Source organism: Streptococcus australis (assembly GCF_040226615.1).
In the GTDB taxonomy this organism is placed as follows: Bacteria; Bacillota; Bacilli; order Lactobacillales; family Streptococcaceae; genus Streptococcus; species Streptococcus australis_E.
The window spans coordinates 64,876-89,780 of the sequence record NZ_JBCOAT010000004.1; the positions used below are offsets into that span (position 1 = coordinate 64,876).

General features: G+C 41.3%; 12 protein-coding genes. All 12 read left to right on the plus strand.

From position 1 onward, the window contains the following. Nucleotides 1-259: 259 nt before the first annotated feature. Nucleotides 260-4,180 (plus strand): SpaA isopeptide-forming pilin-related protein, encoded by a 3,921-nt coding sequence (locus ABT997_RS05165; RefSeq protein WP_350018905.1) that lies wholly within the window; start codon nt 260-262, stop codon nt 4,178-4,180. Nucleotides 4,181-4,336: 156 nt separating this feature from the next. Continuing rightward, nucleotides 4,337-5,026: a gamma-glutamyl-gamma-aminobutyrate hydrolase family protein gene (locus ABT997_RS05170; RefSeq protein ID WP_048716619.1), complete on the plus strand. Its 690-nt coding sequence runs from the start codon at nt 4,337-4,339 to the stop codon at nt 5,024-5,026. Nucleotides 5,027-5,262: 236 nt separating this feature from the next. Next, complete coding sequence (locus tag ABT997_RS05175; protein WP_350018941.1) at nt 5,263-5,709, plus strand: dUTP diphosphatase; 447 nt, start codon at nt 5,263-5,265, stop codon at nt 5,707-5,709. After that, nucleotides 5,669-6,226, plus strand: coding sequence for a histidine phosphatase family protein (locus ABT997_RS05180; protein ID WP_350018906.1), 558 nt, complete (start codon nt 5,669-5,671; stop codon nt 6,224-6,226). The genes ABT997_RS05175 and ABT997_RS05180 overlap by 41 nt, the downstream gene beginning before the upstream one ends. Nucleotides 6,227-6,239: 13 nt before the next feature. Further along, complete coding sequence (gene radA / locus ABT997_RS05185; protein ID WP_350018942.1) at nt 6,240-7,601, plus strand: DNA repair protein RadA; 1,362 nt, start codon at nt 6,240-6,242, stop codon at nt 7,599-7,601. Between the two features lie 82 nt (nt 7,602-7,683). Beyond that, a complete protein-coding gene (locus ABT997_RS05190; RefSeq protein WP_023027329.1) occupies nt 7,684-8,379 on the plus strand; it encodes a TIGR00266 family protein in 696 nt (231 codons plus the stop codon). 290 nt (nt 8,380-8,669) lie between these two features. Then, nucleotides 8,670-9,167 (plus strand): beta-class carbonic anhydrase, encoded by a 498-nt coding sequence (locus ABT997_RS05195; RefSeq protein WP_287517071.1) that lies wholly within the window; start codon nt 8,670-8,672, stop codon nt 9,165-9,167. Nucleotides 9,168-9,245: 78 nt separating this feature from the next. Further along, entirely contained in the window at nt 9,246-12,182 is a 2,937-nt protein-coding gene (gene pgfM1, locus ABT997_RS05200; protein WP_350018907.1) for a glycosyltransferase PgfM1, read from the plus strand. A 305-nt stretch (nt 12,183-12,487) separates the two neighbouring features. Beyond that, complete coding sequence (locus ABT997_RS05205) at nt 12,488-14,035, plus strand: Ig-like domain-containing protein (protein ID WP_350018908.1); 1,548 nt, start codon at nt 12,488-12,490, stop codon at nt 14,033-14,035. 73 nt (nt 14,036-14,108) lie between these two features. Continuing rightward, nucleotides 14,109-15,068 (plus strand): glycosyltransferase PgfS, encoded by a 960-nt coding sequence (gene pgfS / locus ABT997_RS05210; RefSeq protein WP_350018909.1) that lies wholly within the window; start codon nt 14,109-14,111, stop codon nt 15,066-15,068. Nucleotides 15,069-15,088: 20 nt separating this feature from the next. Further along, nucleotides 15,089-18,013 (plus strand): glycosyltransferase PgfM1, encoded by a 2,925-nt coding sequence (gene pgfM1 / locus ABT997_RS05215; RefSeq protein WP_350018910.1) that lies wholly within the window; start codon nt 15,089-15,091, stop codon nt 18,011-18,013. Nucleotides 18,014-18,298: 285 nt separating this feature from the next. After that, a partial coding sequence (locus tag ABT997_RS05220) for an SspB-related isopeptide-forming adhesin (protein WP_350018911.1) occupies nt 18,299-24,905 on the plus strand: 6,607 nt, incomplete at its 3' end.

The window sequence follows — 24,905 nt, forward strand, 5'->3', positions numbered from 1 at the left end:
TATATCTATTTTCAAGCAAGTCTATAAATCTAGGGCTTGCATCTTCAAAAATGCTCCAAGAGGGCCTTGAAGAATGATCCTATTCTTCTCTCTATTTTAACATAATATAGGCAAAAAAACTTGTATAACTATCAATTGTTTTGTGAAGATAATTCATTTTGAAAGGATGATAAATAAAAAATGTTACTTTATACTTGCATTATTACTAGTTTGTGGTATAATAATTTCACTTATTATTATGAATATAAGGGGAGAAAAAATGAAAAAGTTGGCAATATATCTATTGATGACGCTTTCATTGTTGATGGTAAGCTTTACGCTTTTTTCAAAAATTGTAAATGCAGAAACGTCAAAAAAAGTGGATGTCATCACGGATGTAAAGATTCAAAATGATAAAGGTGAAGCTTTGACAGGACCGCTTGGAAGATACGATACTTTCCGTCTGAATGCAAAGTTTGCTATCGGGAAAAGAGGAACAGTCAAAGCCGGAGACACAACAGAGGTTAAAATCGACTCACCAATTGATATCAAATCACAGGATTTTGAGATTAAAGATCCAAGTGATAACTTGGTTGCCAAGGCAAAAGTTGATGCAGCTACTGGTAAAATTATCTTGACCTTTACAAAATATGTAGAAACAAAAGACGATGTATCCGGTTCATTCTTCTTCTATGCTCAAGTTAATAAAGTAAAATCTCCAAATGATGGAGAAGTTCCAGTTAAAGTTTCTGTAAATGATAAAGAGAAATTCACAGGAAAAGTCACAAGTGGAACAATAGGTGGAGGTAACCGCTACTCTATCATTAAATCGGGTTGGAGCGAAGCAGGAAACAAAGAGCTCGGCTTCCGAATTTCTGTAAACAGAACGAATGAAGTCATTAATGATGCTGTTGTTACAGATACCTTGAAATCACCAGGTATCACCTACAAGCCAGGAAGTTTCAAGATTAAAAAAGGAACTTGGGAATATAACAATGGTAAATGGGAACTCAAAAACGCAAAAGATGTTACCGCTGACTATACAGTGAATATTAATGGAAATTCATTTTCTATTAATCTAGGTAACATTGCTGCAGATGATCAATTTGCTATTGAATATGGGACAGATGTAAACTATGCTGTTGTTGATGGTGAAAAAATTCTTAACCAAGCTACTATCAAGGGAAGCAATAAGGATGAAACCTCATCAAATAGTACAGTGAAAATCCAAATTGCTGGTGGTGAAGGTATTGGTTACGAATTTAGTATTAAAGTTACTAAGGTAGACGAACAAAACAGACCTCTTAAAGGAGCAAAATTCCAAGTTGTTCGACAAGCAACTGGTCAAGTGATTGGTGAATTCGAGTCAGATGCGAACGGTGAATTTACTGTCAAGAACATCCTTCGTGACAAATACATCATCAAAGAAATTCAAGCTCCGGAAGGCTATGGGTTGGCAGAAGATACAATTGTTGAAGCTAGTGAATTTACGACACCAACTAAACCTGTTAGCAAAACGATTGTAAACAAGAAAGAGAAGCCAGCTAAGACTCAAGCTACTATCGAGCTGGATAAAAATCTTACAGGTCGTGATTTGGTAGATGGTGAGTTTAGCTTTGAATTGTACGAAGGTGCAACCAAGCTTCAAACAACGACTAACCAAAGCGGGAAAATTACATTCGAACCGATTGAGTTCACAGCAGAAGGTGAACATACATACACTGTAAAAGAAGTCAAAGGTAATAATGCTACCATTACTTACGATGCCTCTGAAAAACAAGTGACTGTTAAAGTCACTCGTGATGGAGGTGCCTTGAAGGCAGAAGTTGTCTATCCAGAAAACAAAACATTTACCAATGCCTTTACACCAAATGCAACGACTGCAACAATTGAGTTGTCTAAAGAGTTGACAGGTCGTGATTTGGTAGATGGTGAGTTTAGCTTTGAGTTGTACGAAGGTGTAAACAAACTTCAAACTGTTACTAACAAATCTGGCAAAGTGACCTTTGATGCTATCTCTTACACAGCAGAAGGTGAACACACTTACACTGTGAAAGAGGTCAAAGGGGACAATGCTACGATTGCTTACGATGCTTCTGAAAAACAAGTGACTGTTAAAGTTACTCGTGATGGAGATGCCTTGAAGGCAGAAGTCGTTTATCCAGAAAACAAAACATTTACTAACGCCTTCACACCAAACGCAACGACTGCAACAATTGAGTTGTCTAAAGAGTTGACAGGTCGTGACTTGGTAGACGGTGAGTTTAGTTTTGAATTGTACGAAGGTACTAACAAACTTCAAACTGTTACTAACAAATCTGGCAAAGTAACCTTTAATGCTATCTCTTACACAGCAGAAGGTGAACACACTTACACTGTGAAGGAAGTGAAGGGGAACGTACCAGGTATCACATACGATACAGCAGAAAAACAAGTAACCGTTCAGGTAACAAAAGATGGAGACAACCTAAAAGCAACAGTTGTCTACCCAGAAAGCAAGGTCTTTGCAAATACTTACTCAGCTCCAAGTCCAGCAAAAGCTCAGATTTCAGCTAGCAAGATTTTAGAAGGTCGTGACCTAAAAGATGGCGAATTCAGCTTTAACTTGTTGGATGAAGCTGGAGAAGTTCTTCAAACAAAACAAAATGCAGCAGATGGTTCTGTAGCATTTGACGAAATTTCTTATTCACAAGAAGATGCAGGGAAAACTTTCCACTACACAATTAAGGAAGTAATCCCTCAATCTCAAGAAAAAGGAATGACCTACGATCAAGCGAGTATCGAAGTGACAGTAACAGTTACGAAAGATGACGCAAGCAATACGATCAAGGCTACAGTGGCATATGGTGCGAAGACATCCTTCACCAATACCTTTGTCACAAGTGAAATCCCACCAACACCACCAGTAGTTGAAAAACCAGAAGCTAAACTTTATACCATCCAACTTCACAAGGTCAATGGTGAAGGTCGAGCTCTAGCAGGAGCAGTCTTTGGACTCTTTGAAGCGGATGGTAGCACACCAGTTGCCAACCCTTATGGCGAAGGTCAAGCGACAGCGACATCCGATGCTAATGGTCTTGTAAGCTTTGTAGGCTTTGAGGCTAAGGATTATGTAGTGAAAGAATTGACAGCACCAGAAGGTTACCAACTATCAACTGCTTCAATCGCTGTCTCTGCAACAGAATTGAGCGCTGCGACAGACTTGGTAGTGGATAAAGGAAATGTGGTGAACCAACCGTTTACTGCTATTCCACCAACTCCGCCAGTTGTTGAGAAACCGGAATTGACTCTTTACAGCATCCAATTGCACAAAGTCAATAATGAAGGTCAAGTCTTGGCAGGAGCTGTCTTTGGACTCTTTGAAGCAGATGGTGTGACACCAGTTGCAAATCCATATGGCGAGGGTCAAGCGACAGCGACATCTGATGCCAATGGTCTCGTTACCTTTACAGGACTTGAAGCCAAGGATTATGTAGTGAAAGAATTGACAGCACCAGAAGGATACCAACTTTCTGAAGAAGCGATTACTGTTTCATCTAGTCAATTGATTGCTTCAACTGATCAAGTACTTGATCAAGGAAAAGTTGTCAACAAACCATTCACTGCTATTCCACCAACTCCACCAGTGGTTGAGAAACCTGAGTTGAAGCTTTACACCATTCAGCTTCACAAGGTAAATCCATTTTACCAAGATCTAGCAGGAGCAGTCTTCGGACTCTTTGAGGCAGATGGTGTGACACCAGTTGCCAATCCATATGGCGAAGGTCAAGCGACTGCAACATCTGATGCCAATGGTCTTGTAAGATTTGTAGGATTTGAGGCTAAGGATTATGTGGTGAAAGAATTGACTGCTCCAGCAGGATACCAACTTTCAACTGATTCAATTACTGTTTCTGCGGCGGAATTAACTGCTGCGACAAATTTGGTAGTAGATAAAGGGAATGTTGTCAATCAACTGACTCCCCCACCACCTTCTACTGACAAACCAAGAAAAGAAATTCCATCAAATCCTCCAAAAGGGAAAACCCCACCACCTTCTACTGAAAAACCAGAAAAAGAAATTCCATCAAATCCTCCAAAAGAGGATAAAAAAGAAGTTCTTCCTTCTACTGGTCAATCAATGAGTGAAGGACTAGTGGCTACAGGACTCGCATTGGCGGTTGCTGGAAGTGCCTTGGTTTACAAAAAACGTGAGAATTAATCTCTAAAACAGGTTTTGTTCTAGCCTTGCTAGACAAGCCTGTTTTTTTGCTTTGGGTGATAAAAAATATTTATCAGGCCCTTAAAAAATACATATTAGACGCTCTAAGGGTGGGATGATAAAATAGGGAATAGAAATATTAAAGGAGGGAAGGCCATGTGTAGAACTATTGTTGGAGTCTCTGCCAATCTATGTGCAGTGGATCCAGATGGGAAAAATATCCATTCGTCTGTATCTTGTAAGTTTGCGGAAACCATTAAGCAAGTAGGTGGCCTTCCTATGGTTATCCCAGTTGGAGATCCGTCTTTTGCCAAAGATTATATCGAGACAGTGGACAAGCTTATCCTCAGTGGGGGGCAAAATGTCCATCCTAGCTTTTATGGAGAGGAGATCGCCATTGAGAGTGATGACTACAATCTCGAGCGTGACCAGTTTGAGTTGGCCTTGTTGAAAGAAGCAGTCCGTCAAAACAAGCCCGTACTAGCCATCTGCCGAGGAGTTCAGCTCGTCAATGTTGCCTTCGGTGGGACTCTCCATCAAGAAGTGGAAGGACACTGGCAAGGGCTTCCTTTTGGCACTTCTCATTCCATTGAGACCAAAAAAGGCAGCGTGGTGGAGCGTCTCTTTGGACAAGCTAGCCAGATCAATTCTGTTCATCGTCAAAGCATCAAGGACTTGGCGCCTAACTTTCGAGTGACAGCCATTGACCCACGCGACCAGACCATTGAAGCTATCGAAGCAGTAGATGGTCATCGTATCATCGGCTTGCAATGGCATCCAGAGTTCCTGGTCAAAGAAGAAAAAGGCAATCTCGAACTCTTCCGCTATCTGTTACAAGAATTGTAAAATCTTTAGGATTTTTTAAGGAGAAAGAGGTAAACTAGTCTCATCAACAGAGACCTCCTAACTTTGTTTGATACAGTTTACTTTTTTCATATAATCTCCTGCAAAAGTCTCCTCGGTTGAGGGGGCTTTTGTGTGTTTGTCAGAAAAAATACGAATAGTAGTATAGGGGAGACGCTAGGGAAAAGTGATGGTATAATAGAAGAGATGGAAACTATTTAGATAAAAGAGGAATCATGATGACAAAAATTCGTGGATTTGAACTTGTATCAAGCTATATCAATCAGGACTTACTGCCAAAACGGGAGACAGCACATGCGGCTGGCTACGACTTAAAGGTGGCAGAGCGCACAGTGATTGCACCTGGAGAAATCGTCCTCGTCCCAACTGGGGTCAAGGCCTATATGCAACCGACTGAGGTGCTCTATCTCTATGACCGTTCGTCCAACCCTCGCAAAAAAGGCCTGGTCTTGATCAACTCTGTTGGGGTTATCGATGGAGACTACTATGGCAATCCAGGAAATGAAGGTCATATCTTCGCTCAGATGAAAAATATTACCGACCAGGAAGTTGTCCTTGAAGTTGGCGAACGCGTGGTTCAGGCTGTCTTTGCTCCTTTCTTAATTGCAGATGGAGATGAAGCAGATGGCGTGCGGACTGGTGGATTTGGATCAACAGGGCACTAAGATGAAGATTATCTTTGTCCGTCATGGGGAGCCAGATTATCGTGTGTTAGAGGAGCGTGCTTATTCCGGATTTGGAATGGATCTAGCTCCCTTATCTGAGAAGGGAAGGAAACAGGCTCAGGACCTTTGCCAAAACCCCTTGTTCCAATCAGCTGATCTGCTTGTAGCTTCAGCAGTAACGCGAGCTTTAGAAACAGCTTCTTATCTGGCTTGTGCTACGGGCCTACCTTTGAAAGTAGAACCCTTATTGCACGAATGGCAGGTTTATGAAACAGGTATAGAGAACTTTGAAACAGCTAGATGTCTGTTTTTAGAAAACAAGGGGGAGTTGCTCCCAAATTCTCCTGTTCAATATGAGACAGCTGTAGAGATGAAGTCTCGTTTTCTAGAATGCATGGCTAAGTATCGGGAACATCAAACTGTGGTAGTTGTAGCCCATCGCATGCTCATGCGTCAATTTGTACCGAATGAAACCATTGATTTTTGCCAAGTGATTGAGTGTGAGATAGAGATTTAGAAAGAGGTTTATCATCGCAAAGAAAAAAACGACATTTATTTGTCAAAATTGTGCCTATAATTCACCCAAATACCTGGGGCGCTGTCCCAACTGTGGTTCTTGGTCTTCTTTTGTCGAGGAGGTCGAGGTCGCAGAGGTCAAGAATGCACGGGTATCCTTGACGGGTGAAAAGACCAAACCCATGAAACTGGCGGACGTGACCTCCATCAATGTGCATCGGACCAAGACCGAGATGGAAGAATTCAACCGTGTACTCGGTGGAGGAGTGGTCCCAGGGAGTCTCGTTCTCATCGGGGGAGATCCTGGGATAGGGAAATCGACCCTCCTTCTCCAAGTGTCGACCCAGTTGTCTCAAGTGGGAACGGTTCTCTACGTTAGTGGAGAGGAGTCGGCCCAACAGATCAAACTTCGGGCAGAGCGCTTGGGAGATATTGACAGTGAGTTTTATCTCTATGCCGAGACCAATATGCAGAGTGTTCGAGCAGAAGTGGAGCGCATCCAGCCCAACTTCCTCATCATTGACTCGATCCAGACCATTATGTCTCCTGAGATTTCAGGGGTGCAGGGGTCTGTTTCTCAGGTGCGTGAGGTGACAGCTGAGCTCATGCAGTTGGCCAAAACCAATAACATCGCCATCTTCATCGTCGGCCATGTGACCAAGGAAGGAACCTTGGCGGGCCCGCGTATGCTGGAACACATGGTGGATACGGTGCTCTACTTTGAGGGGGAACGCCACCATACCTTCCGGATCCTGAGAGCGGTCAAGAACCGCTTTGGCTCGACCAATGAGATTGGAATCTTTGAGATGCAATCAGGTGGGCTGGTCGAAGTCCTCAATCCCAGTCAGGTCTTTCTAGAAGAACGTTTGGATGGCGCGACGGGCTCTGCCATTGTCGTCACCATGGAAGGAAGCAGACCAATCTTGGCGGAAGTTCAGGCCTTGGCGACACCGACTGTATTTGGAAATGCCAAGAGGACGACAACGGGTCTGGACTTTAACCGGGTTAGTCTCATTATGGCCGTATTAGAGAAACGTTGCGGACTTCTTCTCCAAAATCAGGATGCCTATCTCAAGTCAGCTGGTGGTGTCAAACTGGACGAACCAGCCATTGACTTAGCCGTAGCGGTGGCCATTGCTTCTAGCTACAAGGAGCTTCCAACCAATCCTCAAGAGGCCTTTATCGGTGAGATTGGCTTGACTGGGGAGATTCGTCGCGTGACTCGGATTGAGCAACGGATCAACGAAGCGGCCAAACTTGGTTTCACTAAGATTTATGCTCCAAAAAATTCTCTCCAAGGGATCACGATTCCAGATGGTATTCAAGTGATGGCGGTCTCCACTGTGGGAGAAGTTTTGAAAAAAGTCTTTTCTTAACCATTTTTTGGAATCGTTTGCAAAAAGGTTTTTCCTGTGCTATACTTTGTCTATACTTACTTAAAGATAGGGGTTAATTATCATGCAATTTTTTACAGATAACAATGTGCAGTTCCCTTTGGTCGAGCTATCTCTCAATCAAGGTGAGACTGTCTATATTCAGCGAGGGAGTATGGTCTACCATACACCTAATGTGACCCTCAACACCAAATTAAATGCCAGTGGCTCCGGTGTAGGACGCTTTGTAAAAGCAGTTGGACGGTCAATGGTTTCGGGTGAAAGTACCTTTATTACTCAGGTATTTGCCCAGTCTAATAATGCTTACCTAGCATTGGCACCCGACTCACCAGGTCAGGTGGTGCCTCTCTACTTGGGCGAAAAGCAGTATCGATTGAACGATGGTGCCTTCCTTGCACTGGATGGTTCAGCTTTCTATACAATGGAAACCCAATCGATTGGTAAGGCTCTCTTTGGTGGTCAGGGTGGATTCTTCGTCATGACGACTCAAGGGCAAGGGACCCTCTTGGTGAATGCCTATGGCTCTATTAAAAAAATCGAGCTAAACAATCAAGAAATCACCATCGATAATGCCCATGTCGTTGCTTGGAGCCAGTCTTTGGATTATAATATCCATTTGGAAAATGGTTTCTGGCAATCCATCGGAACGGGTGAAGGTGTTGTCAATACCTTTAGAGGGACTGGTGAGGTCTATGTTCAAAGTCTCAACCTTCAGACCTTTGCTGGCTTGCTGAATCGCTATTTACCAAGACGATCATAATACATAAAGGAGGCTGGGACAAAAGTCCTAGCCTCTTAATTGTCTTTGGATTGTCGAGCAAGACGCAGTGGTTGAGTGGGCTGTACTACGCTGATTTCATCAGCTTTTACAGCCCTAATCAACTGTGCGGAGGTGGGACGACGAAATCGAATTCTAACGAATTACCGATTTCTGTCCCACTCTCCTTTTTCATGTAGGCTGACAACTGACAATCTGGGAAAAAGATGGTAAGATAGAGTGTAAATAATTTGGTGTTCAAACTATTTTACCAACCAGAAAGGAAGTTCCGAATGTCCTACTTTGAGAATTTTTTAAAAGCCAATCAAGCCTATGTTGAATTGCACGGCGACCTCCATCTTCCGATCAAACCGAAAACGCAAGTGGCCATTGTGACCTGTATGGACTCTCGTCTTCACGTGGCACCAGCACTGGGGCTTGCTCTGGGGGATGCCCATATTTTGCGGAATGCAGGAGGGCGCGTGACAGAGGACATGATTCGTTCCTTGGTCATCTCACAGCAACAGATGGGGACTCGAGAAATCGTCGTCTTGCACCACACAGACTGTGGAGCGCAAACCTTTGAGAATGAAGGCTTCCGTCAGCATCTGAAGAAGGAACTGGGAGTTGATGTTGGAGACCAAGACTTCCTACCCTTTCAAGATATCTACGAGAGCGTCCGTGAGGATGTCGCACTCTTAAAAGCCTCACCGCTGATTCCAGACGATGTCATTATCTCAGGAGCTGTCTATGATGTTGATACTGGATTAATCACTGAGGTGAGAGATTAAACTTTTCCGTTCGTTTTGGGAGGGACGATGGGAGGGTAATTATGTTTATAAAAGGAAAATAATTTAGGAGAAAGTAAAATGGTATCGTTATCGAAACCTATATTACGATTATTAGATAAGCACCCTAAAAAAGCAATCTATTTTTTGAGTGCTTTTTTACCTATGCTAATCATGCTTATCGTATGGGCGATAATTGGTTTATACCCATTTGGTAGCAGAAGCTTGATGTCTGTTGATTTTGGACAACAGTATGTTAGTTTTTTTGGATTATTGAAGAATTCAGTCTTATCGGGAGATTTCTCTAACCTGAGCTATTCGTTTACCCAGTCACTCGGGGGACCAATGGCAGGATTGGTTGGATATTATTTGCTGAGCCCTTTTAATCTGATTTTTATTATTACCCCATTTCAATTTTATGGGTTCGCCGTATTCCTCATTATTTGGCTGAGGTACGGAGCAATAGGTTTAGCATTTGCTTTTCTATTGATTAAGCGATACAAGGGATTGAGTTCGAAGAAGTATCTTGTCCCTTTGCTATCCACAGCATATGCTTTATCTGGAATGCTTGTTGCCTACCAGATGAATGTAATATTCTATGATGCTATGATTATGCTTCCGATAGTCATCGCTTATTTGGAAGAGTTATTGGATGGTGGGAGCATCTTTAAATATTCTCTTACCTTAGGGATGATGCTTTTCTTCCAATTTTACATGGGTTACATGGCATCTATTTTTATAGTTTTATATGCTTGTTTTTATGTATCTTCCAAATTAGGTGGTAAAGGAACATTAAAGCTAAAATTAAGTAACTTTTTTAAGCCGTTATTGAGAGCTTTCGGAGCCTCAGTGATTGGAGGTGGTTTAGCTTCTGTAATCTTGTTACCTGTTTTATCAAGCCTTCTCGAAAGCAGAGGTGGTTACAACCCAGGAATGACTTTCTCGTTAGACTTAATGATTAAGCCACTGGATATTTTATCTAAGTTAACAATTGGTGGTTTTGATTCAGGAGCCTGGGTAATGGGGCCAAGCCTACCGAATATCTATATAGGAGCCTTTGGATTTGTCGGATTTATTTTGTATTTTTCATGTAAAAAAATTTGTAGCATAAAGAAATGGTCTGCGGGTGTCGTTACTTGTATTTTCTTTATCTCATTTGTTAATGAATTTGTAAATAAAATTTGGCATATGGGCCAAATGCCATTAGGATTTTTTTATCGTTTTTCCTGGTTGTTCTCATTTTTCATGTTAGTATTGGCATTCCAAGCACTAAAAAAAGGAATTGAGGTTTCGAAAAAAGGAAAAGTAATTTCACTTATCCTTTTATTGCTTGCATGCTCCTATCTGTCCAATACAACATTCGCTTATATAAAACAACTGCAACCGGAGACTTTCACACTGATTATTTCTGGTCACTTACAATTGATTGCATTGTTTACAATCATCAATGCTTGTATCATATTGTACTTATACTGGAAGTTGTCCAAAGAAAATATAGAAAAGAAGGTAACAAGAGTTATTTTAACTGCTGTTTTGCTTCTGGTTTCAGCGATCTTGGCTGTGAAAGGTTTTCTATTTTCACAGGTCTATTTGACCTTTTTCACATATGTCTTTGTAATTTTTTCCATTAAGCCTAAAATGTCTAAGCTAGCAGTTGTCTTGCTTTACGGGATGACATTTTTTGAGCTAGGTTATAATGCCTATCTTTCCCAAGTTGGTTTTTACTATAACGATGTTGATCAGTTTGTAGATGCGACTACTTCTGTGAAACGAGTGACAGATTATGTTAAAAATCATGCTGATACAAAATTTTATCGTATGGCCTCTACCTTTGCCTATTCTAGGACAAGTCCTTCGCTTTTAACGTACCCTGGCTTGGAGAACTTTAGTTCAACTCAGGAAAAATCAACAATTGATCATTTTTCATATATGGGAAATATAGGGGGATATTTCTCTACAATTTATGCAAATGGGACTCCATTAACAGATGCATTGTATGGCGTTCGATATTATATGGATTTCAAAGATGACACAGATAAGCAGAAGGAACCTCAACCTGGGAAAATGAATTTTACTCGGTATACGAATCGTTATGATATGGAACGGTATTTTACTGAGAAAGTGTATGAGGATGAACGGTACGTGGTTCGTGAAAATCCAAATTCATTTTCTATCGCATATGGAACAAACAATCTTTTGAGTGACTTGAAATTCAACAGGGATGATGCTGTAAATAACCAAAATAGAATTTTAAATGCGATGCAGGGCGTTGCAGTTGGAAGTGCTGGTTATGTTGATTATTTTACGCCTTTGGGTTTTAACGATATTGAGGTGGAAAATGTAGAAGTTGTCAAAGAAAATAAGGACAGCGGAGAATACATCTATAGAAGAAAAGATAATTCGAAAGAGGGAGTGATTCGCTATAAGTTCACGCCTCAGAGTGACAATACATATTATTTGTTTTCGCCACAGACACTAACTGGTAAAAACGGCTACACAGTATCAGTAAACGGTGATTTGTTAAGTAATTTAATTGTTTTCTCTCAAAGACAAATATGGCAGATTACAGATCGAACGTCACAAAAGGAATCAGTTATTGAATTCCGATTCCAATTTGATGACATTGATTTATCTCATTTAGTATTATATAGAGCTGATGTTGAAAAGATTAAGGAAGTACTAGATTCGAGAAAGAGTCAAGAGTTGAATGTAGAGCAGTTCAGCAACACACATCTTGTCGGTAAGGTGAACATTACAGACGAGAGCACCGTTATGATGACTTCGATTCCATACAATGAAGGTTGGAAAATCGAGGTTGATGGTAAAACAGTCGAAACGAAGAAATCATGGGATAGTTTTTTATCTTTCCCAATCTCACAAGGGAAACATAAAGTTGAATTTTTCTTTAAGCAAAAATGGTCTACCCTTGGTCTAGTTCTCTCTGTGTTAAGCTTAATTGTCTTATTTATTATTTGGAAGAAAGAGAATCGATCAGAAAGTCGACCTCTTACTTCATAAAGAAAAAAGGAATTCAGTCTTTGCGATGCAAGGACTGAATTTTTGTTCCCGAAGTGATGAAAACGACATCTGAAAAACCAAGAAAAGCTTGTAAAAATTTAATAAAAAGACGGGCATTAAGATGGTTTTCGTTGTGAATTGAAAGGCTCATAATGGCCTTCGTTTCAGTGTTTGAGAGGCTTGGGCTTTCCTATAAAATCGGATTGACAAAAAACTGAACAATTAGTGAAAAATAATTAAAAAATCTTGCATTTATAAACAGATATGTTACAATAATAATCAAATAATTTATAAAGGAGCATAATATGCAGACCACAAAAGCACGCGTGAAGCGAGTTTTAGCATTTATGAGTCTTTTAGTTTTATCCTTGACAGTTTTTACGACAGTCTTTGCGACTGAAGTAACCAGTTATACGATAAAAACTGAAATTAAGGTTGACAACCAACCGTTAACTGCCGACACGAAGATCACTACTGGTCAAACGATGGAGGCGACCAACGAGATTAGTTTCCCTGACTCACAGCAGATCAATGCTGGTGACACATTGGTTCTAGATCTTCCAAAAGAACTAGGCCTGGTGACCAAGCTAGAGTTTCCAATTGTACACGAAAATGGTGAAGTAATTGCGAACGCAGTGACAGATCCAAGTACGCAAAAGGTGACCATTACCTTTACAAACTATTTCTCTGAAAATTACAAAGATAAGGTAATGACCTTAAGGTACAATGTTCGTCCAAATGCAGCGAACTTGCCAAAGACGGGAACTTACTACTTTACATTTGGTAGCACTGACTTCACATTGAACTACAACAAGGACGATGGTGAAGCTGGTGACTATGAAATGAAGTATGGTTACCAAGATCCACAAAATCCTAATCGGATTAAATGGCGCATTGTCTTGAATGCCGTTCAAGATAAGTTGAACAACATGGTTATCAAGGATGACTTTAGTGACAGCGGGCAAGTCCTAGTGGAAGGCTCTCTACGTGCTGTTCGGTATGCAACTCAGCCAGAGAAGATTCCAAATGAGGCAGCTCTTCTTAAGTTAGAACCAATTGATAACTTCACCAAGAAAGCCGAGTTTACCAGAAATGCTGATGGTGGCATCACAGGATTCACGATTAATTTTGGGGATAACTGGAACTGGGCTATGTACATTGAGTACACAACAGAGTTGAAGTCAGAGCTTCCTAAAGGAAGTAAAGTGGCCAATGTCCTAGAATGGTCAGCTAGCAACTTTGACAAGTCTCGCTCAATCAACGCCTTGACACGTTTGGAAAGTGCTTCAGGTAGCGGTAGTGGGGATCGAACAACTACAACAACCACAACTACTACAACAACAAGTACAACCACTACAACCACGACTGAGGAACCAACAACTACGTCGACCACGACGACTGAGGAGCCTACAACCACGTCAACCACGACTGAGGAACCAACGACTACGTCAACAACAACGACTGAGGGACCTTCAACCACGTCAACGACAACAGAGGAACCAACAACTACCTCAACCACGACAACAGAGGAACCAACGACTACGTCAACCACTACAACAGAGGAACCAACAACTACGTCAACTACGACGACAACCACGACGACAACTACGACTGGTGGAGGACGTCCAACAACCACTACTACAACAACCCCAGGTAGTCCAACCACTACAACAACTCCTGGTGGCCCAACCACTGGTGACACTACTGAGTCAACACCAGGCGGCGGTACGGGTGGAGGTCGTAAGAAACTTCTTCCAAGTACTGGTGAAGTCGTAGCAACTGGTCTCGTTATTTCGGGAGTCATTGTTCTCATCGGTGCGATCGTGTTAAAACGCAAAATTTCTAATAAATAAACAAAGAGTTTCCGTATGATGGAGAGAGCGAAAGCTCTCTCTTTTTTGGGAGAACGATAGATGGAGAAAAGGGATGAAATTATCAATACTCATTACACTACTCAATGAGGAATTAGTACTAGCTCAGACTCATGCAGCTATTTCGGCCCAGCTGGAAGACATGCTTGGGAAAGATATTTCGGATTATGAAATCCTTTATATTGATGACGGAAGCAATGATAGGACCTTTGAGCTGATTGCAGGAATTGCCAGAGACAATGATCGGGTCAACTATATTCGCTTTAGTCGAAACTTCGGCCGCGAGAGTGGTATCTTGGCTGGTTTTAAGTATGCGACGGGAGATGCTGTCATGGTCATGGATGGTGATTTGCAACATCCGCCCTATCTCATCCCTCTCTTTCTAGAAGCTTACAAGGAAGGCTACGATATCGTCAGTGGCCAGCGGACTCGTGATGGTGAGTCCTTTGTGGGGAGCAACTTTGCTCGTCTCTTTTACTTCCTATCCAACCGCTCGATGGATGTCCATTTGACGGATGGGAAATCTGAGCTCAGACTTCTCAGTCGCAAAGCTATCAACGCTTTTGTTTCCATGCCAGAATACAATCGATTTAATAAAGGTTTGTATGAATGGATTGGTTTCAAGGAGAAAGTCATCCCTTATAAAAATGAACTTCGCAAGGCTGGAAAGAGTAAGTTTGGCTTTAAGAAATCCATGAACTATGCCATTCAAGGGATTATTTCCTTTAATGACCGGCCTCTTCGCGTTTGTATCCAGTTTGGCTTTATCTGTCTGGGCTTGGCTATTCTTTACTTGGCTTTTGAGTTGATGAAGTATATCTTTGCTCCGGGGAATTATGTGAGTGGGTATTTCACCACCATTGCGGCCATCATTCTCTTTAGTGGAGTGCAGCTAATCTTTATCGGAATTCTTGGAGAATATATCGGGAAGATTTATTACGAAGTGAAGCGTCGCCCTCATTTCATTATTGAAGACACCAATATTGAGAAGGCGAAAGAAGATAGTATCGGATAAGAAAGATAGGAGATAGAAGAATGTTTGTCTGGACCAAGCCTTGGCAAGAGCTTTGGAAGAGAAATCCCAAGGGCTTGCAGTATGCTTTTAGTGCCATGCTCCCAATGGCCATCATGCTGGTCGTTTGGGCTTTTATGGGTACTTTTCCATTTGGAGACAAAAGCTTGATGGCTGTTGATTTTGGTCAACAATACATCAGCTTCTTTGGCTTGTTGAAACATGCCGTGCTCTCCGGAGATTTATCTAGTTTGAGCTATTCCTTTACCAAGTCTCTGGGGGGAGATATGATAGGGGTGCTCGGCTACTATTTGATGAGCCCTTTTAATATCATCTATATTTTAACGCCCCTCAAGTACTTTGGGTTTGCAGTCTTCTTGACCATTTGGCTCCGCTACGGTGCCATTGGGATGGCCTTTGCCTTCCTCTTGATCAGGCGGTATAAGGGCTTGGAGTCTAGGAAATGGCTGGTGCCCCTCTTTGCGACGGCTTATGCCCTGTCTGGGATGCTAGTGTCCTATCAGATGAATGTCATTTTCTACGATGCCATGATCATGCTTCCCATCGTCATTGTCTACCTAGAAGAATTATTAGATGGAGGCGCTCCCTATCGTTATGCCTTTGCCTTAGGCTTGACCGTCTTGCTTCAATTTTATATGGGCTATATGATCTCCATTTTCATCGCCTTGTATGCTTGCTACTATGTATCGCCAAGACTGATGGTCGAAGGAGATTGGAAGAAGAAAATAAGAAACGTGAGTCTCCCCCTCTTGCAGGCAGTGATCTATTCGATTATCGGGATTGCGCTAGCCTCTGTCATCCTCTTGCCGGTCTTTTTCAACCTTATCGAAAGTAAGGGTCAGGTTGGAGGAGGGATGACCTTCTCATTGGCCTTTCAAATTAACCCCTTGGATATGTTTGCCAAGCTAGTTGTGGGTGGCTTTGATAACACCTCAGGCTGGTCTGCGGGGCCAAACCTCCCCAATATCTATATCGGAGCCTTGGGGTTACTAGGCTTTGTATCCTATTTCTTGTCGAAAAAAGTTGTCACAGTCAAGAAATGGGCTGCCGGTCTGGTCACCTTCGTCTTCTTTATTTCCTTTGTCAATGAATTTGTCAGCAAGATTTGGCATATGGGACAAAATCCAGCTGGTTTCTTTTTCCGCTTCTCTTGGCTATTCTCTTTCTTTATGCTCATTCTGGCCTACCAAGCGATGAAAGAAAAAATTGTGCTTTCACGCATCGCCAACCTAGTGTTTGGTCTGGTGTTAGCTTTGGCAGTTGTCTACGTCTATTCGCAGAACTATAGCTTTATTGCCAAGCTTCAACCGTCTGGTGTCTCCCGTTACATCACCCGCTTTACCGCCCTTCATTTGTTGGGGCTCTTGGTCGTTGCCTCCTATGGCTTTTACAGCTATTGGGACAAGTCCAAGAAGAGCCAGAAAGAAAAGCTCGTTCGGATTGGCTGGGCGGCCGGCTTCATTGTCTTTGCCCTCATCCTTTTAAAAGCAGGCTATTTGTTGTCCCAAGTCGGGATCACCGTTCTGATGTACTTGCTTGTCCTTCTGGTCTTGAACCAAAAATGGTCCCGCTTGTCAGTCGTGATCTTATACGTCTTGACCTTCTTTGAGCTTGGCTACAATGCCTATCTCTCTCAGGTGACCTTAGGTTATGACAGTGTCCATAAATTTGCAGACGCTGCTGTATCGGTCAAGCGTGTGACGGACAAAGTCCAAGCTGATGCGGATGAGAAGTTTTACCGGATTGCGACCGACTTTGCCTATTCTCGAACGGTCCCATCCTTGGTATCTTATCCAGGATTGAGTACCTTCAGCTCGAGCTTAGAACGGTCGACTATGGATCACTTTGCTTACATGGGCGATTTGGGGGTCAATGCAGCCACAGAGTATACCAATGGGACGCCCCTGACGGATGCCTTGTACGGTGTTCGCTATTACATGCATGCCAAGGAGTTCGATCCAAAAGAGATGGAAGCTCATCCGGAAAAGATGTATTTCTATCGCTTTACCAACCGCTTTGACATGGGGCGTTACTACACAGAGACGGTCTATGAAGACAATCGCTTTGTCGTCTATAAAAACCCTCATTCCTTCCCTTTGGCCTATGGGACTAATTCCCTTGTGAAGAACATTCAGTTTGGGGCCAACAATGCTTTTGCCAATCAAAACATTATCTTGAACTCTATGGAAGGACATCAAAAGAATACAGGCGATTATGTAGAGTATTTCAAACCCTTGGCCTTTACTGGGATTGAAACGGAGAATTTAATAGAAGAAAAGGTCAACAAGGAGACAGGAGAGGCCATCTATCGACGGGCAGATTCTTCTAAAGAAGGCATTATCCGTTATAAGATCATTCCACGTTCCAACAATACCTATTACTTCTTTGTGCCGGCGTCCTTGATTCCTAAGCAAGATTATTCTGTCCTGGTCAACAATAAATGGCTACCAAATAGTAAGACCTTTACCCAAAGGCAAATATGGCAGTTGACGGACATGGCCGAAAATCAAGAGTCGGTGATTGAGTTCCGCTTTAGAGCGGATACCATCGACATGAGTCAGGCGGGTGTCTATCGGGCAGAGCTGGATCAGATCCAAGAAGTACTTGAGAAGCGCAAGCAGCAGGGTCTGAAGGTGACCAAGTTCAGTAATACTCATATCGAGGGCGATGTCACCATTACGGATGATAGTGATGTCATGATGACCTCCATCCCATACAGTGCCGGCTGGCAGGTGAAAGTGGATGGTCAATCCGTCCCAACCGAAAGAGCCTGGAATAGCTTTCTATCTTTCCCAATCACCAAAGGGAAACATAAGGTCGAGTTTGTCTTCAAAACCAGAGGTAGCTTGATCGGTGCCCTATTGTCTATTGTCTCAGTTGTGAGTCTCGTCGTCATTAGAAAAAGATGGAAAGAGGAGCAGTCTTAAGCTTCCTCAAGTGTAATGAATTTCTTAAAAAGTTGAGATTTTGGTCTCAACTTTTTTCTATATTATTAAGAATAAAAAAGTGTCAAAAAATGAATGATAAAAAAATGGACTAAATGGGAAAAAAAGTAAAAAAATGTTAAAAAATAGAGGGAAACTTCGTCTGAATATTCAGAAAGTTTTGCGATAAGTAACAACTTTGATATAATTAGTTGACGGAGATGAACAAGTTTGATAACATTTGTTATGTATCAAACAATAAAAATATGAAAAAGGAGATACAAATAAATGAAGGAAATGTTTAATAGACGTCAGCGCTTTTCTTTGCGAAAGTATAGCGTTGGCGTTTGTTCTGTATTACTAGGGACAGCGCTTTTTGCTGTCGGAGCTCCGACAGTAGCTGCGGAGGAAGCTGGTGCGTCTACTGACACAAGTAAGGAAGCTGTAACAAGTGTTCAACCCGAGCCTGACCAAGCGCCTCAAGATACTGCTACTACAGCTCCAGGTGGGACTTACGCTGCACCTAAAGTGGAGCTTCCAAACTCTGCTTTAGCAACTGAAGCAAAAGCTGTGACTGAAACACCAGCCGCACCTTCAGAAAAAGCTGAGGAAGTAAAACCAGCAGCAGAAGCAACTCCAAAAGCAGAAGTAGCTGCAAAACCAGCAACAGCTGAAGCAGGAATCTCTTTAGAAGAACATGCTAAATTGTTGGAAACAGAAAAAGCAGCTGAAGCAAAACCTGCAGCAACTGAAGCAAAACCAGCTGCAGATGAATCAAACAAACCAAGAGTACGTAATCGTCGTGCTGTTACTAACGAAGCTGTAACTGGAGACCACAACTCTAACCCAGTAGCGGTAAGCACTTACTTAAAAGATGGGGAAAAAGTAACTCCAGAAATCAGAGATGCTAACGGTGCAACTGTAAGTTCTCAACCTGTACCAGCTGGTTACGCACGAAAAGAAGGCGATTACTATACTTATGCTGTTTGGGATTTAACAGAATTCAATAATCGTTATGGTACAAAATATTACGCGCGTGCCTATAAGAGATTTGATGAATCTACTGATACAACAGTTGAATTGATTGATAAAACGACTGGTAATGTCGTAGAAACAAGAACAATTACTTCATCTAGTGGTGTTCAAAAATTCACGACTACTACGGCAGCGTCTAATAGCCAATTAACTTTCCAAGTGGATTACAAAGCCGGTACTGCTGAAAAAGGTAAAGTTGCTGAACCATTTATTCAAAATGGTTATGAAGTAGGAAAGAGCATCACAGACTTAGTAGCAGCTGGACACCAACTTACGCCAGCTGAACAAGCGCTTTATACTGCGGTTTATAATGCTCGTACTACAACAGATATTCTAAACGTTGTAGAACCAGCTTATAATGGTCGTACAATCACTGACTCAAATGCTAAAATCCCAGCAGCAATTAATAAAACAACTTACTATAAAGTAGTTGATAAAAACAACCCAACATTTAATGCCAATAAAACAGATAAAACTGTTCAAGATTATAAAGAAAACGGCAATGAAGTAGACTTAGCTAAATATACAACTAAAGCTATGGAAGGGCAAAGTTTCACAGCATCTGGGGAGCGTCAATTTGATGGCTATAAATTGTATCAAACAGCTGATGCAAACGACAAATCAGGTTATGTAAGCCGTCCGTATACCGTTGGTTCTATGTTTATGGATGCGGACCGTTACGGTATTAAACGTATTAAAGAAGTAGTCGGAGAAGATGGTTCAGTCGTTATTCGTGTCTACTTACTTGATCCAAAACAACAAAGCAAACGTTCTGACGGCTCTCTAAGTACAGATGGCTACATGTTGATTGCTGAAACTAAACCAATTAAACCAGGTGAAGCTAATACGCAAGAACTAGTTGTTAAAAAATCACCTCTTAATACGATTGCACATACTGTAACAGATCCAAAAACAGGAGCTCAAACTCAATATCCAAATGGTAAAGAAGTTCCATTCGATTTCCAAAAAGCTTCAGGATATACACCATACAAGACTGTATTCGTACCATTCTTGGGTGATGGAATTGGGCATGGTTCAGCTAACTCACAATTAGAACGTGGAGTAGAAGGTATCGGTACAAACGTTGACTTGCTCAACTCATTGACACCGTATAAACAACCTGTTTACTACTATGTTAAACAAGAGCCAGTTGAAGTTACTCCAGAAGTTGAAAAACAATTGGAAGGACGTGTATTAGCAAACGGTGAGTTTACATTCAAACTTAAAGAAGTACAACCAAACAAATCAATCCCAGCTTATGAAGAAACTGTCACGAACAAAGCTGACGGTAAAGCTTCATTCAGTAAATTAACATTTAACAAAGTTGGTACTTACACTTACACTATCACTGAGACTCCAGGTTCAGATGCAAACGTTGAATACGATGCAATGACAGTTACCATGACTGTTAATGTAACTGAAAACGCTCAAGGTGATTTAGTAGCTACGACTAAATACAGTGCTGAAGGTGGATTCAAATCAAGTGCTGATGATAAAATCTTCAACAACTATGTTGTAGCACCAGTTAAAACTAAATTCGACTTCACTAAGAAATTAGCTGGACGTGAACTGAAAGACGGCGAATTCAAATTCGTTCTTAAAGATGCAAACGGTCAAGAAGTTGAAACAGTAACGAACAAAGCAGACGGAACTGTAACATTTACAGAATTATCATTCGACAACTCTAAAGTTGGTACTCACACTTATACTGTAGAAGAAGTTGTCCCTGCAGCGAAAGAAGCTGGAATGGTATATGATACTATGAAAGCTACGATTACTGTAGAAGTTGCTAAAAATGGTCACACATTAACAACAGTAACTAACGTAGTTTCTGCTGGTGGGGTAGACGCTAATGGTAAAGCAACTGATGGAACAGCGGATAAAGAGTTTAACAACAAGATCACTCCTCCGGAAACACCTGAGTTCCAACCAGAAAAATTCGTCCTTAAAAAAGAAAAATTTGACCTAACAGGTACAAAATTAATGGACGATGACGATGAGCTTCAGGATGAATACACAGAAACAAATGCAAATCCATATGCTGATCAAACCAAGAACAACGAAGCGGAAAACATCAATACCAAGACTGTTGAACGTGGTGATAAATTAGTTTACCAAGTATGGTTGGATACTAAGAACTTCACTGACAAGAACAACATCCAATCTGTAGGTATCTCTGATACATACGATGCAGATAAATTGACTGTTAACAGTGCTGATATCAAGGCTTATGACAGCGAAACAGGAGTTGATGTAACATCTAAATTTGATATTACAGTAGCTAACGGAGTCATTACAGCTACATCTAAAGCTTCTATGAACAAGTCTTTAGGTGATGCTGATAACACTCAAGTTATCGACACAACTAAATTCGCATTTGGTCGCTACTACAAATTCGATATCCCAGCAACTGTTAAAGATTCAGTAGCAGGCGGAGTAGACATCGAAAACAAAGCCAACCAAATCGTTCACGTTTACAACCCAGTAAGCAAATCTGTAGAAACTCCAGAAAAACCAACTCAAAAACGTGTGAACTCTGTACCAATCACTGTAGAATTTAACTTTACTAAGAAATTAGAAGGTCGTGAACTTAAAGCTAACGAATTCAGCTTCGTACTGAAAGATTCAACTGGTAAAGAACTTCAAACTGTTAAGAATGATGCAGCAGGAAAAGTTAAGTTCGCAGCATTGAAATTCAAAAAAGGTGAAGAGGGAGCTCACAAATATACTGTTGAAGAGGTTGCAGGAACAGACACAACTGTAACATACGATACTATGAAAGCAGAAGTGACTGTAACAGTATCTCACGATGGTACAGCTAAAGCGTTGGTTGCTAACGTAACTGAACCAGCTGACAAAGAGTTCAACAACACAGTAACTCCTCCAACAGAACCTAAGTTCCAACCAGAGAAGTATGTGTTGAATACAGCTAAATACTCTATCACTGATAATAAGCTTCTTGATGATGATGCTGAGTTGACAGACAAGTACGCAGATACTAATGCGAACCCATACGCAGACCAAACTAACAACAATGAAGCAGAAAACATCAATACCAAGACTGTTAATCGCGGAGATAAGCTGTACTACCAAGTATGGTTGGATACAACTAAATTCTCAGCTAACAACAAAGAAAACGTTCAATCTGTAGGAATCACTGATGACTTCGATGAAACAAAAGTTGATGTAAATTCTTCAGCAATCAAAGCATATGACTCAGTAACTGGTGATGATGTAACAAACAAATTCGACATCAAGGTTGAAAATGGTGTGATGACTGCAACTCTTAAAGCTGGCTTCACTAAGTCACTTGGCGATGCAGAAAACACTCAAATCATTGACACAACTAAATTCGCATTTGAACGTTACTACAAATTTGATATCCCAGCAACAGTTAAAGCTGATGTACCAGGTGGAGCAGACATCGAAAATACTGCGGCTCAAGTAGTGAACTACTACAACCCAACAACTAAGAAAGTTGAAAAACCAAGCAAACCAACTGAAAAACGTGTCAACAACGTACCAGTTGACGTGGAATTCAACTTCACTAAACGCTTGGAAGGTCGTGAACTTAAAGCCAACGAATTCAGCTTCGTCCTTAAAGATTCAACAGGTAAAGTTGTTGAAACAGTAAGCAACGATGCATCTGGTAACGTTAAGTTCTCTAAACTTGAATTCAATAAGAATCAAGAAGGTGTCCACAACTATACTGTTGAAGAAGTTAAAGGAAGCGACGCAACCGTTACATACGATACCATGAAAGCGAATGTAACAGTAACTGTTTCTCACGACGGAACAGCTAAAGTTCTTGTGGCTACTCTTGGTGAAATTGCAGATAAAGAATTCAACAACGTAGTAACACCTCCAACTGAACCTAAGTTCCAACCAGAGAAATATGTTGTTTCTGAAGAGAAATTCGATATCACAGGCGACAAGCTCGTTGATGATGACAAAGAGTTGGCAGATAAGGTCGCAGATACCAATGTGAACCCATATGCGGACGATGCATCAAACAACGAAGCACAAAACATCAATACCAAGACTGTTAAACGTGGCGACAAGTTGGTTTACCAAGTATGGTTGGATACAACTAAATTCTCTGAAACTAACAAAGAAAACATCCAATCAGTAGGCATCTCAGATGACTACGATGAAGCGAAGTTGAATCTTGATTCTACTAAGATCAAAGCCTACGATTCAGTAACAGGTGCAGAAGTAACAGATAAGTTCGATATTACAGTTAATAACGGAGTCATTACCGCAACTCTTAAAGCTGGCTTCACTAAGTCACTTGGAGACGCAGAAAATACTCAAGTTATCGACACAACTAAATTCGCATTTGGACGTTACTACAAGTTCGACATCCCAACAACAGTGAAGGCTGATGTTGTGGCTGGTGTAGATATCGAAAATACTGCGGCTCAAGTAGTCAACTACTACAACCCAACAACTAAGAAGGTTGAAACTCCAAACAAACCTACTCAAAAACGTGTAAACAGCGTTCCAGTACCAGTAGAGTTCAACTTCACTAAACGTTTGGAAGGTCGTGAGTTGAAAGCTAACGAATTCAGCTTCGTTCTTAAAGATTCAACAGGTAAAGTTGTTGAGACTGTAAGCAACGATAAAGATGGTAACGTTAAGTTCTCAGCTATCGAATTCAAGAAAGAACAAGCAGGCGTTCACAACTACACTGTTGAAGAAGTAGCTGGAACAGACGCAACCGTTACATACGACACAATGAAAGCGAATGTAACAGTAACTGTTTCTCACGACGGAACAGCTAAAGTTCTTGTAGCTACTGTTGGCGACATTGCGGATAAAGAATTTAACAACCGTGTAACTCCTCCAGAAGAGCCTAAGTTCCAACCAGAGAAATATGTTGTTTCTGAAGAGAAATACGATATCACAGGCGACAAGCTCGTTGATGACGATAAAGAGTTGGCAGATAAGTACGCAGATACAAATGCGAACCCATATGCGGACGATGCATCAAACAACGAAAAAGAAAACTTGAACACTAAGACTGTGAAACGTGGCGACAAGTTGGTTTACCAAGTATGGTTGGATACAACTAAATTTGACGCAGCTAACAAGGACAACATCCAATCAGTAGGAATCTCAGATGACTACGATGAAACTAAGTTGGATCTTGATTCTACTAAGATCAAAGCCTACGATTCAGTAACAGGTGCAGAAGTAACAGATAAGTTCGATATTACAGTTAATAACGGAGTCATTACCGCAACTCTTAAAGCTGGCTTCACGAAGTCACTTGGTGATGCGGAAAACACTCAAATCATTGACACAACTAAATTTGAATTTGGACGTTACTACAAGTTCGACATCCCAACAACAGTGAAAGCTGATGTTCCTGGTGGTGTAGATATCGAAAATACTGCGGCTCAAGTAGTCAACTACTACAACCCAACTACTAAGAAAGTTGAAAAACCAAGCAAACCAACTGAAAAACGTGTAAACAATGTTCCAGTTGAAGTGGAATTCAACTTCACTAAACGTTTGGAAGGTCGTGAGCTTCAAGCCAACGAATTCAGCTTCGTTCTTAAAGATTCAGAAGGTAACACTCTTGAAACTGTAAGCAACGATGCATCTGGTAACGTTAAGTTCTCTAAACTTGAGTTCAAGAAAGGCCAAGAAGGTGTTCACAACTACACAGTAGAAGAAGTGAAGGGTACTGACGCAACTGTTACATACGACACAATGAAGGCTGCAGTAACAGTCACAGTGAAACAAGATGGAACAACTAAAGTTCTTGTGGCTACTCTTGGCGAAATCGCTGATAAAGAGTTTAACAACCGTGTAACTCCTCCAGAAGAACCTAAGTTCCAACCAGAGAATACGT